This window comes from Allocoprobacillus halotolerans, assembly GCF_024399475.1.
Classification (GTDB): Bacteria; Bacillota_I; Bacilli_A; order Erysipelotrichales; family Coprobacillaceae; genus Allocoprobacillus; species Allocoprobacillus halotolerans.
The window spans coordinates 979,824-993,353 of sequence record NZ_CP101620.1 but is presented as its reverse complement, the minus strand read 5'-3'; the positions used below and the strand labels follow the sequence as shown (position 1 = coordinate 993,353).

The 13,530-nt window shown below is 30.8% G+C and carries 16 protein-coding genes and 1 pseudogene; 12 read left to right on the top strand and 5 right to left on the bottom strand.

Annotated elements, in window-relative coordinates:
* Positions 1–2 precede the first annotated feature (2 nt).
* Complete coding sequence (locus NMU03_RS05930) at positions 3–1,097, top strand: alpha/beta hydrolase (protein ID WP_290141728.1); 1,095 nt, start codon at positions 3–5, stop codon at positions 1,095–1,097.
* A gap of 2 nt (positions 1,098–1,099) precedes the next feature.
* A pseudogene (locus tag NMU03_RS05925) lies at positions 1,100–1,929 on the top strand (class II fructose-bisphosphate aldolase).
* Positions 1,930–2,487: 558 nt separating this feature from the next.
* On the opposite strand, the gene NMU03_RS05920 reads toward NMU03_RS05925, so the two are convergent.
* Positions 2,488–3,168 (bottom strand): YjjG family noncanonical pyrimidine nucleotidase, encoded by a 681-nt coding sequence (locus tag NMU03_RS05920; RefSeq protein WP_290141727.1) that lies wholly within the window; start codon positions 3,166–3,168, stop codon positions 2,488–2,490.
* Positions 3,169–3,524: 356 nt separating this feature from the next.
* Here NMU03_RS05920 and tnpA point away from each other — a divergent pair, with 356 nt between their 5' ends.
* The 3 genes from tnpA to rnmV all read left to right on the top strand — a co-directional run bounded on the left by tnpA (position 3,525) and on the right by rnmV (position 5,267).
* The gene (gene tnpA / locus NMU03_RS05915; protein WP_290141726.1) at positions 3,525–3,803 is read left to right on the top strand and encodes an IS200/IS605 family transposase; all 279 of its coding nucleotides are present in this window, start codon (positions 3,525–3,527) and stop codon (positions 3,801–3,803) included.
* A 129-nt stretch (positions 3,804–3,932) separates the two neighbouring features.
* The gene (locus NMU03_RS05910) at positions 3,933–4,646 is read left to right on the top strand and encodes a PD-(D/E)XK nuclease domain-containing protein (protein ID WP_290141725.1); all 714 of its coding nucleotides are present in this window, start codon (positions 3,933–3,935) and stop codon (positions 4,644–4,646) included.
* A gap of 60 nt (positions 4,647–4,706) precedes the next feature.
* Positions 4,707–5,267 carry a ribonuclease M5 gene (gene rnmV, locus NMU03_RS05905; protein ID WP_290141723.1) on the top strand — a complete coding sequence of 187 codons (561 nt, stop codon included), beginning with the start codon at positions 4,707–4,709 and terminating at the stop codon, positions 5,265–5,267.
* A gap of 14 nt (positions 5,268–5,281) precedes the next feature.
* Here the strand turns inward: rnmV and NMU03_RS05900 are convergent, their stop codons facing one another.
* Together NMU03_RS05900 and NMU03_RS05895 are read right to left on the bottom strand one after the other, a co-directional pair.
* Positions 5,282–5,857: a hypothetical protein gene (locus NMU03_RS05900; protein WP_290141722.1), complete on the bottom strand. Its 576-nt coding sequence runs from the start codon at positions 5,855–5,857 to the stop codon at positions 5,282–5,284.
* 88 nt (positions 5,858–5,945) lie between these two features.
* Complete coding sequence (locus NMU03_RS05895; protein WP_290141721.1) at positions 5,946–6,455, bottom strand: transcription repressor NadR; 510 nt, start codon at positions 6,453–6,455, stop codon at positions 5,946–5,948.
* A 140-nt stretch (positions 6,456–6,595) separates the two neighbouring features.
* Between NMU03_RS05895 and NMU03_RS05890 the strand changes: the two genes are divergently transcribed.
* A complete protein-coding gene (locus NMU03_RS05890; RefSeq protein WP_290141720.1) occupies positions 6,596–7,183 on the top strand; it encodes a hypothetical protein in 588 nt (195 codons plus the stop codon).
* Positions 7,180–7,821 carry a LytR/AlgR family response regulator transcription factor gene (locus tag NMU03_RS05885; protein ID WP_290141719.1) on the top strand — a complete coding sequence of 214 codons (642 nt, stop codon included), beginning with the start codon at positions 7,180–7,182 and terminating at the stop codon, positions 7,819–7,821. The genes NMU03_RS05890 and NMU03_RS05885 overlap by 4 nt, the downstream gene beginning before the upstream one ends.
* Positions 7,822–7,979: 158 nt before the next feature.
* Here NMU03_RS05885 and NMU03_RS05880 read toward each other — a convergent pair whose 3' ends face one another.
* Together NMU03_RS05880 and NMU03_RS05875 are read right to left on the bottom strand one after the other, a co-directional pair.
* On the bottom strand, positions 7,980–8,690 hold the full coding sequence (locus NMU03_RS05880) for an ATP-binding protein (protein ID WP_290141718.1): 711 nt from the start codon (positions 8,688–8,690) through the stop codon (positions 7,980–7,982).
* 277 nt (positions 8,691–8,967) lie between these two features.
* Positions 8,968–9,306, bottom strand: coding sequence for an AlbA family DNA-binding domain-containing protein (locus NMU03_RS05875; RefSeq protein ID WP_353956662.1), 339 nt, complete (start codon positions 9,304–9,306; stop codon positions 8,968–8,970).
* Between the two features lie 241 nt (positions 9,307–9,547).
* Between NMU03_RS05875 and rsmA the strand changes: the two genes are divergently transcribed.
* The 5 genes from rsmA to glmU all read left to right on the top strand — a co-directional run bounded on the left by rsmA (position 9,548) and on the right by glmU (position 13,516).
* Positions 9,548–10,324 carry a 16S rRNA (adenine(1518)-N(6)/adenine(1519)-N(6))-dimethyltransferase RsmA gene (gene rsmA, locus NMU03_RS05870; protein WP_290141717.1) on the top strand — a complete coding sequence of 259 codons (777 nt, stop codon included), beginning with the start codon at positions 9,548–9,550 and terminating at the stop codon, positions 10,322–10,324.
* 64 nt (positions 10,325–10,388) lie between these two features.
* Positions 10,389–11,135, top strand: coding sequence for a sporulation peptidase YabG (locus NMU03_RS05865; protein WP_290141716.1), 747 nt, complete (start codon positions 10,389–10,391; stop codon positions 11,133–11,135).
* Between the two features lie 5 nt (positions 11,136–11,140).
* Positions 11,141–11,716, top strand: coding sequence for a 4-(cytidine 5'-diphospho)-2-C-methyl-D-erythritol kinase (ispE, locus tag NMU03_RS05860; protein WP_290141715.1), 576 nt, complete (start codon positions 11,141–11,143; stop codon positions 11,714–11,716).
* Positions 11,698–12,003, top strand: coding sequence for a 4-(cytidine 5'-diphospho)-2-C-methyl-D-erythritol kinase (locus NMU03_RS05855; RefSeq protein WP_290141714.1), 306 nt, complete (start codon positions 11,698–11,700; stop codon positions 12,001–12,003). The genes ispE and NMU03_RS05855 overlap by 19 nt, the downstream gene beginning before the upstream one ends.
* A 118-nt stretch (positions 12,004–12,121) precedes the next feature.
* A complete protein-coding gene (gene glmU, locus NMU03_RS05850; protein ID WP_290141713.1) occupies positions 12,122–13,516 on the top strand; it encodes a bifunctional UDP-N-acetylglucosamine diphosphorylase/glucosamine-1-phosphate N-acetyltransferase GlmU in 1,395 nt (464 codons plus the stop codon).
* The last annotated feature ends 14 nt before the right edge of the window (positions 13,517–13,530 follow it).

The following is a 13,530-nucleotide window of genomic DNA, read 5'->3' as shown; positions in this document are numbered from 1 at the left end:
AAATGAGAAAATATGATAAAAATCTTGTTTCACAAATAAAAGTAAAAGAATATATCAAATCTGTTGATGGAATAGATATTTTAATGAAACCTGTTCCTGATGATGAAAGAGAACATGTTTTAGATCCTCGAGTTTTAGAAATTGTGAAACAGAAAAAAACAATGTTTGCGAAAAGAAGTCAAAAAGGTTTTCGATTATCTCAAGAACGTTATCGACCTGATAAAGTGACTTATGATTTAACAACAGTGGATATTGATATAGAAGAACGTCTTATACCTATTAATAATGATCATATGATTGATATTTATATCTATCAAAGAACAGATGATGAAGGCTTAAGACCGGCTATGATCTATCTTCATGGTGGAGGATGGACAGCAGGAGATATGAGATTATATGCAAATCAAATGAAATACATTGCCGAACTTTCACATGCTGTGGTTATTTTCCCAGAATATCGATTGGCACCCGAATGTCCGTATCCTGGTCCAATAGACGATGCTAAAGGAACGATTGAATATGTGGTTAATCATGCAGAAGAATTACGAATCGATGTAAATAGATTGATGGTTGCAGGTGATAGTGCTGGAGGCGGGCTAACAAATTCTTGTTTGATATTAGACCAAAAACATGATATTAAGAAAGCTTTTGAAATTTATCCAGCGGTTGATAGTCGTCATTATTTAGAACAAAAGTCTTATACTTGGTCATATGATGCATATCCAGTTATTCCAGAACAAGAAGAATACGCAAAAAGTCGTATTGATCGTATTCGTAAAAATATGTGTGGAACTGAGCAGGATAGTTTATATTTACAAGGAAAAACATCTTTTGACAATCCAGTTGTATCTATTGTGTGTGCTAGTGATGAACAATTAAAAGGATTGCCACCAGTAGTTGTTGTTGCATCAGAATATGATTTTTTAAGAGTATCAAGTGATTATTTTGTGAAAAGATTAACAGAGTTAGATAAAGATGTAAAATCTATTCGATATTTAGGTTGTGATCATGGTTTCTTTGATATGTTAGGGACAGTTGTACAAGCAGAAGATTTATGCCATTTGATTGCTGAAGAAATAAAAAGTATGGAATTATAATTATGCTTGTTACAATGAAAGAAATCCTCGACAAAGCCAATGCTGAGAACTATGCAGTAGCTGCACCCAATGTTTGGAGCGAATTAGATGCCAGAGCTGTTATCAGTGCAGCTCAGCAGATGAATGCACCATTAATTATTGATATTGCAGATATTGCTAATCCTGATTTGGTTTTATTAGGAAGAATTTGTGAATATCTTGCTAATAAGGCCACTATACCAATTGCTATTCATTTGGATCATGGAACAAATAAAACACAAATTATGCAGGCAATTAAAGGAGGATTTACTTCTGTTATGTATGATTGTAGTGATAAAGATTTTGAAATTAACATTAAAGAAGTCAAAGAAATTGTTGAATTTGCACATGCTTTAAATATAACAGTAGAAGCGAACTAGGACATGTTGGACAGGCGAATGATTATAGTCATGACTATCTAACTGATCCCAATCTTGCCAGAGAATTTATTGAACGAACACAAGTAGATTGTCTAGCAGTTGCGATTGGAACAGCTCATGGTGCTTATCCTCCTAATGTTTATCCACAACTAGATTTTGAAAGGTTGGTTAAAATAAAAAAAGCAACAAATCATTTTCCTCTTGTTATGCATGGATCATCAGGAACGGATAATGATTCATTACAAAAAGTTTGTCAACTAGGCATTAATAAAGTCAACATCGCAAATGATTTATGTAAGGCAGCAGTCTATGCTTGTCAACATACAGATTTGACTGGAAATAATGCTTATCGCATAACTGAAATTATTGAAAAAGCAATTGAAGAAAAGCTTAAAGAGATGATTAAAATTTATGGATCACAAAATAAAGCTTAAAAGAGAAGTTTTTGGGAACTTCTCTTTTGTAGTGTGCCAGGCATGGCATACATCTAGTTGGTGAAAGTCCAACCACGGGTATTTACCGCCAAGTGTAGTGAACCACAAGCTGTTAACAGTGAAGTTAGGGGTGAAGGAAGTGGTGTAGTGAAATCTTCGAGGTTACGAACAGAAACTTGATGAGGCTAAATGGTGGATAAAGTTGCTACACAAACCGAAATCCAAAAGGTAAACGTAAAACCAAGACAGTAAATCAAGAACTTGTGAAGATAGAAAAAAGATGTATGTCTTACCCTGAGTATAGGAGAAGTGGATTACAAGTAGTCAACTTCATATTATCACCAACGGTTCTAGGCATAAAGAAAGGGGACAGACCAGGTTTAGTCCATCTCCTTAATTACTATCTTAAGAGTTTGTGATAGCGATATAAATGTAGAGCCGTATACGAGACCCGTACGTACGGTTCAAAGGGAGGGGCAATAAATCATTGAATTTATTCCTCTACCCTATTGGATTCAACGACTCATATTAAAATTCAACTCTATAAAAATATCCTTTTTATAATTTCAATAATTCTCTTAAATCATGTATCTCATATGTTATATCCATATCTTGAGGTTTTTTTAAATGATGTGGATTAAACCAGCAAGTATCAATGCCAACATTGATTCCACCTTGCATATCACTTGATAAAGAATCACCTATAATTAATGTATGCTCCTTATCAATATTTTCTATCTTTTCAAAACAATAATCAAAATACTCTTTTCTAGGTTTTTGATAACCAATATCTTCTGATACAAAAATATCTTGAAAATATTGATCAATATGTGTTCCTTTTAAACGACTATATTGTGTCTTAGAAACACCATTTGTCACAACATATAAAGGATATTTTAAAGAAAGTTTTTCAAGCATTTCTCTAGCGTGAGGTAAAACAAAGTAACCTTTGCCTAATGTTTCTTGATAATCATCTTCAAAAGCAATACCATCTTCATTTATATCAAATTCTTTAAATAATTGGACAAAACGTGTATAAACAATTGTTTTTTTATCAATCAAGCCATTTTCAAAATCTTTCCATAACTGTTTATTAATTTCTTCATATCTTTGCTTCATTTCATCAGATAGTACAATGCCATAATCTTCAAAAGTATGATACAAAGCATATTCTTCAGTTTTATCAAAATCTAATAAAGTTCCATCAACATCAAACAACAAACATTTATATTTTTTCATTCCATTCAACTCCTTGTTTACATATTATACTCAAAAAATATAAAAATGATAATAAAAATTCTATTGCAAAACAAGAAAAAGAATTTATTTGTTATGAAGTGTTAGATGATATAAAATATTAATTCTAATGACAAAAACCTTATTTAGATTAACTTATAAGCGTATACAAAAAATAATGCAATCAAAAGCACCATTATGTTCTTTTAGGAATATAATGGTGCTTTGTTGCATATCTAGAGAAATTAAAAGGAGGAGAAGTGAAAAAAATAGCTGTAAATATATAATGTATTTTAAATAATAATATTTAGTAGTGTGTGATAAATTATACAAAGTATAATAAGTTCTGAAGTATCCGAGTGAAGGATACGGAAGAACTCAATGGGCATTTTCTTGTTCAAAGTACACCTGAGTATGCTCCTTCAAAATTGGTAAAAATCATAAAAAGTATAACTGCAAGGCAAATATTTGCTGGGTGTCCGCAGGTCAAAAAACAACTATGGGGAGGACAATTCTGGAGCGACGGATATTTTATTGCATCCGTCGGTAAAAATCAAAACGAAAAAGTAATCAGAGAATATGTGAAAGAACATGGCAAACAAGATACGGAATATAAGCAGTTGTATTTGAGTATATGACAGCAACGCATAAGCGAAGCGTGAAGATAGCCGGGTCTTGACCCGGAGAGCTTCATTCCATGGTCAATATTAGGTTATGCAGCTTCTAGAAAACTCAAATCATATTGGGTTAATACAAGCAGTAATTCAATGATTAAACAAGCCATGCAAAAAGCAGATGATATATTTAATGATGGATATGAGAAACTTATTCAAACTGGAGAGCTAGAAACACGAGTTCGCATGGAAACGAGTTTCTTTGAAGTCAATACGACAGCTAGTCTATGGGGTTTGCTGATTAATGCAGGGTATCTTACAATAGATAGAACGATTTCTTTTGATCAGAATAAATATATTATTCGTATACCAAACCAAGAAGTACAAAAAGAGTTTCAGGATTTGACATCTTACTATCTCAAAGTATCCGATACGGAACTAGATGATTTGTTGGATGCGTTGATTAATCAAGAACAAAAGACATTTGAAATTAGATATCAAAAACTACTAATGACATTGCCATCTTATCATAACTTAAAGGATGAAAATAGCTATCATGTTTTATTTCTAAGCATGTGTGCATGGCTGAAGAATGGTTATAAAATCATCAGCAACCGAGAAGTAGGCAAAGGCAGATGTGATATCATTTTACAGTCAAAAGATGAAAATAAGACATCTTTTGTATTTGAGCTTAAGTATATTGGAACAGATAACGAAATGAACCAGGAAAGATTGCAGACATCTGCAAAACAGGCAGTTGAACAAATTAGAGATAGACAATATGATATTGGAATAGGTGGAAAAGTTATTTATATCGGACTTGCACATCATGGTAAGGATGCAGCGATAGAGTGGCAGGAAAAGTGAATAAATATTATATGTGAAAACTCATATCAGAAGATATGGGTTTTTTAATTTGATAAAATCATGTATAATATTTGTGGTGAAAAGAATGAAAAAAAGATTAAAGAAGTCATTGTTGTTGAAGGAAAAACGGATACAGCAATGATACAGAAATTATTTGATGCAGATACGATTGAAACACATGGGTTAGCACTAACCAAAGAAACCTTGGATTTGATAGAAGAAGTTCATAAAACAAGAGGAATTATTATATTAACAGATCCTGATTATCCAGGTATGAAAATTAGAAATATGATAATGAAACGTATTCCTGATGTGAAACAAGCTTTTGTGGATAAAAAGGATGCCATTGGTAAAAAGAAATTAGGCATTGCTGAAGCAAGAGAAGAAGCCATTGTTCAAGCTCTAGAAAATGTTGTAAGTTTTTCTAAGGAAAGACAATCCATCACATGGGAAGAATTTATATCATTGGATATTATTGGGGATAAACAAAAAAGGTTAGCTATTTATGAGTTGTTTCATTTAGGCTATGGTAATGCTAAAACATTATTTAAAAGATTAAATATGGCAGCTATTACAAAAGCAGATATTATAGAGAAATTAAAAACATATAACCATCACTGATTATATGTTTTTTTCTACGCATTTTTAATCAAATTGATTGTCTTCACTTGAGAAATATCATTAATACTACGACTTTGACTTAAAGCTTTCCATACTGGAAGTGTAATACAAAAATCAATTGAGCTATGGATAACAGTTCCTAAGCCAACTAAACCAAAAATCATATATGCAAAACTTTGCATATCCATACCATTACCATAATAGAAAGGAATCACAATAATTATTTCACCGATTGCATGAATCAATGCAATAACAATATTGAACTGTAATGTTTTTAATGGTTTCTCAAAGATTTGTGGATTCTTTTGAGCGTATTTTGCTCCTAGATATGCCCATATCACGTGTGTTAAAGCACGCATAACAACAACAAATGGAAAACCTGCCATAAAGAATCCCAGTGTTGTACCTAATGCCACAGCTAGTGCGACAGCTGGACTAATAAAGATAGCAACCATAACCGCAACATGCGAAGCCAATGTAAAAGACATTGGACCTATCATAACTTTTGGCATAATCATAGGAACAACAGTTCCTACAGCAATTAATAAAGATGCCATAACTAAGACTTTCATATGTTTTTGTGATTTCATTGTTTTCTCTCCTTGTCAATCAATGTGTCAAGACACATGTTATGACCTATTATATTCAAAAAATAAAATGTGTCAACAAAAAAAAGGACTAATTGTCCTTATAAAATAAATATCCCTTATCATCTAATGCTTTTATTATACGCTGATAAGCTTCTTGATTTTGGCATTGAATGGTATGTAAATGCAATCCATCTGTTAATTGACTTAAAGGTTTTGCTTCATCACTTTGAATCTTTTTCAAGAATTGATCAACATCATAACGTGACGATAAATGAAGTTTACCAGTAAGTTGACCATAAATGGCATGATCAACAATGACATCAATGATAGAACCACCTAAATCAACAATTGTATAAAGTTCATCAGCTAATTGATTTTGTGTATGTTTGACTGCAATTGTATAGGTATTTTGAGTTTGTTGACTATCCAACAGATAACCTCTTGGAGTTGCAATAATATGAGTTCCACTTGCACGAATTAAAGCCACATCACCAACTATAATTTGTCTTGAAACACCAAGTTTTTTAGCAAGTGTTGATGCTGATATGGGTTTTGTACTTTTTTGAATTTCTTCAATAATCTTTTCTTTTCTATCCATAATTCTTTACCTCAAATCAAATTATAAATGATTTTAAGTTGAAAATAAAGTAGAATAAGTCTATAAGATGTCGTTGGTGTCATAGATATTTACATATATTTGAAAAGGCATAGAATAATAAGTGAAAGGAGCGATGATATATGAAATATATCGTAGGTAAACCAAAAATGAAATTGGCTTTTCTAAATATAATTCTTAGTATTGCGTTAGCCATTGTTTTGTATGTATTTTCACCTTGGCAAGGTATGGATTTTGTTTGTATCGTTATTATTCTTGTCAGTATCTTTATTGTTCTTCCGGGTGAAGCCTATTGTGAATTAATGTGGAAAGTAGATAATCAAACCATACAGTATACGCATCATGAAACATTAATTCAAAAGCAAGCAGCATTCTTTAGACATCTTTTTGTTACACATCGTTTAGAATATCAAATGACAATTAATATTGATCAAATTGATTATATCGTAGTAACATATGCTAAAGTACCACGTCCTCCCTATGGTGCTTATGGTTATGATGTCTGGTTTAACGTTCATATGTATGATGGTTCAATATATAGTTTTATTTCTTTAACTTTGAGTGGTAGAAAAGATTTTAATCAGGCGGTTGATTATTTAAAGGAACAAGGTATTCATTTTAAAGATGGTTATCATATTTTAGATGCTTTGCATACCAAAGAACCACTTCCTTATTATTTAGAAAGATTAGAAAAGGAGCAATCAAAATGATTAGAATCGCTATTGCATCGCCTGATATGTCATTTGTAAAACAAGCTTTTGAAACTTTCTTTATTGAAGAACATCTTGAATACCAAATTGTTCCTTATCAACAACAAAGCCATCAAGATATTTATATTATTGAAATACAAAATCAAAAAGATTTACAATTTATTTCAACTCTTCCTCATTCATCCCATTGTTTATACTATGTGATTGGACCTGAAGATTATGAACTTGCCAGTGAGTGTATTCGTTTAAAAGTGGATTTATACTTTTCTAAACAAACATTCTTAGATGAACTGAAAAAGTATAAAGCGAATATTCTTCAAGATATTCAAGATAAATTCCAATACTATGAGTATCAAAGAAATGGCATCAGTTCTCAAATTCGTTTATCGCATATTTATTATGTTGAATCATTACGCCATTCTATTATTATTCATTCAGTTAGTGGCAGATTGATCGAAAGAAAGAATTTAAGAGATTTTCTAAAACATATTCACTCTCCAGCTTTTGTGCAAATTCATAAATCATTTATTGTGAATAAACAATGGATTCAAAAAGTTTCTGCTCATCAAATTGTACTCAAAAATGCTGAAATATTACAGATTGGTAGAGCTTATAAAAATAATATTGAAATACTTTAGCAACCACTTACCTGGTTGCTTTTTAAAATGTAAGTTTTGTATGAATATTAAAAAGCATTTAAACTTTTCATAAAGTCTAAATGCTTTCCTTAGTTATTGTTAATGATGGAATAAAATTCATGTTTTTTGATATTTTGTATAAAACTATTTAAAATACATCAGTCATCAATTTCTTTTAATATTTTCCAATAACCTCTTGTTCCATCTATTCTTTCAATATATTTGTTTTCGTTTAAAATTTTCAATATTCTTTTAATGGAAGATATTGATAATCCTGTTTTGGATGATAATTGTTTTTGTGTAATATTAGAATTTTTCTTTATCATATTGAAAACTTGAATTTCTTTCTTACTTAAATATAAATTTAAATTAAGCTCATTAGGTTCAAAATGAGGTTCATTGGTATCAATTCCATAGTTTAAGTTAGGTAGTATAACTCTGAATTGAGTTCTATCAGAATAAAAAGTTGGAGTTTTATCATCAGTATAGTTTTCCTCTAATTTATAGCCCTCTACAATTTTGCTTAATCCACTGCCTTGTCTTTCCGTTAATCCTAATCTATTAAATATATCCGTCAAAATTGGATTTCTTCTTTCAGAAGATATATAACGAATATCTAAATTTTGAATCATACTTCCATTAACCATACTTCCAGAAGAATATATTTCCATTCTATCATCAAAAATATCAATGTGAACGTCACTTCCTAATATCATATAGTCACGATGAATTAATGCATTGACAAGAGCCTCAGAAGCACTTTGAAAAACATATTCAGGCATTTCAATACGAGAGAAAGGTGTTTTTTTCCACATTCTTTTTGTATTTCTTCTCATAAATGATTCACCATCACGTAATAAAGAAATCAAACCTCCTGAATATTCATCGCTATCTAAAGCATCGATTAATCCATCTGCTTTTGTTAAGCCATTCCATCTTGTACAGAATAATCTATTTTGATAGATAGGTGTTTCATCAGCTAGTATAGCACCTGCATTTGTAAGATTTCCATTACTATCAATTATGCCAAATGATTTGAATAATTTATCTTCAAAACTTTTGCCTGTCCATTGTTTATAACGTTCTCTTAGCTTGGAAAATGAATAATCTTCAAATTTATATCTTGTACTTAATGAATCAAAAGAACTATTTATCTCTTAATACTAATCTTTTTAACTCCCTTGCATCAGCAACTATACTTTCATTGCCTAAACGAACATATGCTTCCATAACACTATCACCATAATAGTAATACGGTGTTTCTTCACCACTTGCAACTTCTACTAATAATATATTTTTTCCATCAACTTGTTTGATATACATATTAATTTGTGGAATAGGATCAATTCTTTCTTTGATTTTTTGACTGATAAATTCAGAATCTTCTTTGACTTGATTCAGTCCAATCATTTCATCATTATCTGAAACTCCAAAAATTAATATTCCCCCAACAGTATTTGAAAAAACACTTACGCTTTTAACCAACTTTTCACTTTCCTTTTTTTACTGCTAATTTTTCTTATCATACTCAGTTGTTTCACCGATTAATTCTTTTATATCCACAAGTATCAGCTCCTTTTATATATTATACCCTTAATTTAAAAAGAAAGATTAAACTTCTTTTATAGTCTTCATTTTTTCCTTGTATAATTGTTTTTATCTTTTAATAGACAATGCTTTCTTTCCTTTTATGAATATTTAGATTATAATAAGTTCAGGTGAGAGAATGAAAGATATTGCAAAAAAATCAAATACTATGTATTTATTAGAAAAATATAATATGAAAGCAACGAAGAAGTTTGGACAAAACTTTCTCATTGATTTAAATGTTGTCCAAAAGATAGTTGGTTGTACACAGATTGATAAGCAAACATGTGTGATTGAAATTGGACCAGGAATAGGATCTTTAAGTGAACAGTTATCCTATCAGGCAGGACATGTAGTTTGTTATGAAATTGATACAAGATTAAAAGACGTTTTGGCTGAATCATTAGCTGATTGTGATAATGTAGAAGTTATTTTTCAAGACTTTTTAACAGTGGATTTAAAAGAGGTTGTGAAAAAATATAAACAAGAGTATCAAAGAGTTTGTATTGTTGCAAATTTACCATATTATATTACTTCTGATATTTTAGAATATATTTTGACAAGTGAAGCAATGATTGACAGTATTCATGTAATGGTTCAAAAAGAAGTGGCATTAAAATTAACAGATGTCAGCTATCATAGCCCTTTAACGTTTATGATTGAAAGTATCGGAACAAGTTCTTTAGACATGCTGATTTCTAAAAATGTCTTTTCACCAGCACCAAGAGTTGATAGTGCTATTCTTTCTATACATATTCAAAAAACATACAATCCTAATCTTACAAAGATTTTAAAACAATCTTTTACCCAAAAAAGAAAAACAATCTACAATAATTTAAAGACTTTATTTTTAGAAGATACGGAAAAGATTTTAAATGAATGTGGTATTGATTTGAAAAAAGACCAGAAGAATTAAAGATAGAAGATTATATTCAACTCACACATTATTTATAAATACATAATATATATGGGTGAGGTTTATGAAGATTGGAGATTATGTTGTTAGAAAAAAGTATAATCGAGATATTTTGTTTGAGATTTTTGATATAAAAGATGATATTTATTATTTAAGAGGGGTTGAATTGAGGCTAATTGCGGATAGTGAGTTAGATGATTTAGAACTTAGTGAAGTGCAGCCTCGTGATGACGATGATTTTGTTATGGAAAGACATCCTGTGATTAGAGGAAAAGTTTTACATCTTGATGGTGATGAAAAATATTTAAAAATGTGTCAAAGAAAATATGAAGAATTAAAGATTCGAGCGGATTGTTATTATATGCCAGAAAGTGAAATGGTTAATCGTGTAGAAGAATTATTAGAAAAACATAAGCCACAGATTTTAGTGATTACAGGACATGATGCTTTAAGGAAAAATGCGGATAAAAGCATTGGACAAAATTATCAACATTCGTTAGATTATATGGCAGCAGTGAAAAAAGCTCGTCAATATCAGGGGGATAAAGATGCTTTGATTATTATTGCTGGAGCGTGTCAATCTTACTATGAGATGTTGTTAGCGAGTGGAGCAAACTTTGCATCAAGTCCAAAACGTATTAATATACATGCTTTAGATCCTGTTTATATCGCCAGTTTAGTCGCCAATGAAAGTGTGAGGAACTATTGTGATGTAGAAGATATTATTAATCATACATCGCATAAACAAAGTGGTATTGGTGGTATTGATACAAGAGGTGTCGCAAGGAAAATATATCCAACGAGAGGATGAGGGAAATGAAAATAAGAGCATATGCAAAAGTCAATTTAGCATTGGATGTTGTGAGAAAAAGAGAAGATGGTTATCATGATTTAGAAATGATTATGGCGCCCATTACATTACATGATTTGATTTATATTGAAAAGATTGATCAGGGGATTGAGATTACATCAAATACAAATCGTATGCCAACGGATGAAAGAAATATTATGTATAAAGTGGCTCAATTATTAATTGAGCGCTATCATATTCCTTATGGTATTAAGATTCATATTTATAAACATATTCCTACACAAGCTGGTTTAGCTGGTGGAAGTAGTGATGGGGCAGCTGTTTTAAAAGCAATGAATCAAATGTTTCGTTTAAATTTATCTTTGGAAACTTTAGCTGAAATTGGAAAAGAAGTCGGTGCTGATATTCCATTTTGTATTTATGAAAAAATGGCTTTTGTTAAAGGGATTGGTGAACAGTTAGAATTTATTAACCAAGATTTTCATTGTTATATGTTATTGGTGAAACCTAAAAAAGGTGTTTCAACAAAGAAATCTTTTGGTATGTTAGATTTAAAAAAGCTATGCATCCACCTATTTTAAAGATGAAAGAAGCCATTGAAAACAATGATTATCAAGGTGTTGTGGATTGTTTAGGTAATACTTTGGAAGAACCATCATTAAAGATAGTTCCTGATATATTAAAGATTAAAGAAGAAATGAAATTACTTGGATTTGATGGCACCTTAATGTCTGGAAGTGGATCTTGTGTTTTTGGTTTAACACAAGATAAAGAGTTGTTGGATAAGGGGTATGATTTCTTTTTTAAGAAGTATGCGTTTGTAAGAAAAACAGAGATTTTGAATAAAGATGAACATGGTTACAAATAGCTAACTTTTGATTTTGTAAAAAAGTAAGGAAAAATATGGGTAAGAAGATAAGTATTTCCCTGTTTCCTCTTTTTTTTTATGTTTTTTTGTTAGAATATTGGCGATAAGGAGAGAAAAAATGAAAGTATATGCTATTGTATTGGCTGCTGGTAAAGGCACAAGAATGAAGTCTGATAAACCGAAAGTAGTACATGAAGTATTGTATAAGCCAATGATTAATCATGTGGTTGATGAATTAAAGGATTTAGGTGTAGATGAAACAATTGTAGTGGTTGGTCATGAGGCTGATCAGGTGAAAGCAATTGTTGATGATGTGACTTTTGTTGATCAAAAGGAACAGTTAGGTACAGGTCATGCAGTGTTACAGGCTAAAGATATTTTAGCTAATCGTGAAGGTATGACATTGGTTTTATGTGGTGATGCACCATTAATTCGTAAAGAAACTTTACAAGAATTTATTGCTTATCATCAAGAACATCATAATCAAGCAACGATTATGAGTGCAGATTGTGATCCAAGTACACATTATGGAAGAATTATCAAAGACAATGGTCAAGTGAATGGTATTGTTGAATTTAAAGATTTATTGGATAGCCAAAAAGATATTACTGAAATGAATACAGGTGAATATTGTTTTGATAACCAAGCTTTATTTGAAGCATTAAGTCAAGTAACAAATGACAATGCTCAAAATGAATATTATTTGACTGATGTGATTGGAATTATGAATCAAGATGGATTAAAAGTAGATGCTTATAAGATTGATGATTTCAATGAAGTTGGTGGAATTAATGATCGCGTGGCATTAGCTGAGTCAACACAGTTTTTAAGAGATCGTATTAATCGTGAACATTTATTAAATGGTGTGACAATTGTTGATCCATCAAATACTTATATTGGTAGAGATGTTGTGATTGGACAAGATACAATTATTGAACCAGGATGTATTATTAAGGGCAAAACAGTGATTGGTAGTCATTGTCATATCGGACCTTATTGTGAGTTTACAAACATGGAAATTAAGGATCATGTAGAAATCAAATTCTCTGTTTTAAGTGATTCTATTATTGAAAATGGTGTTGATATTGGTCCTTATGCAAGATTAAGAACAAATTGTCATATTCATGAACATGCACACTTAGGTAACTTTGTGGAAATGAAGAAAGCTGATTTTGGAGCAGGAAGTAAGGCTTCACATTTAACTTACGTTGGAGATGCTGAAGTTGGAAAAGATGTTAACTTTGGTTGTGGAACGATTACTTCTAACTATGATGGAAAGAATAAGTCACTGACAAAGATTGAGGACAATGTTTTCATTGGATGTAATACAAACTTAGTCGCTCCAGTGACTGTAAGAAAGAATGCTTATATTGCAGCTGGTTCAACAATCACAAAAGAAGTTGATGAAGATGCGATGGCTATTGCTAGATCAAGACAGGAAAATAAAAAAGGTTATAGTAAAATATTAAAAGAAATTAGAGAAAAAGAATACGAAAGACGAAATAAAAAATAAGGAGAATATGGGGT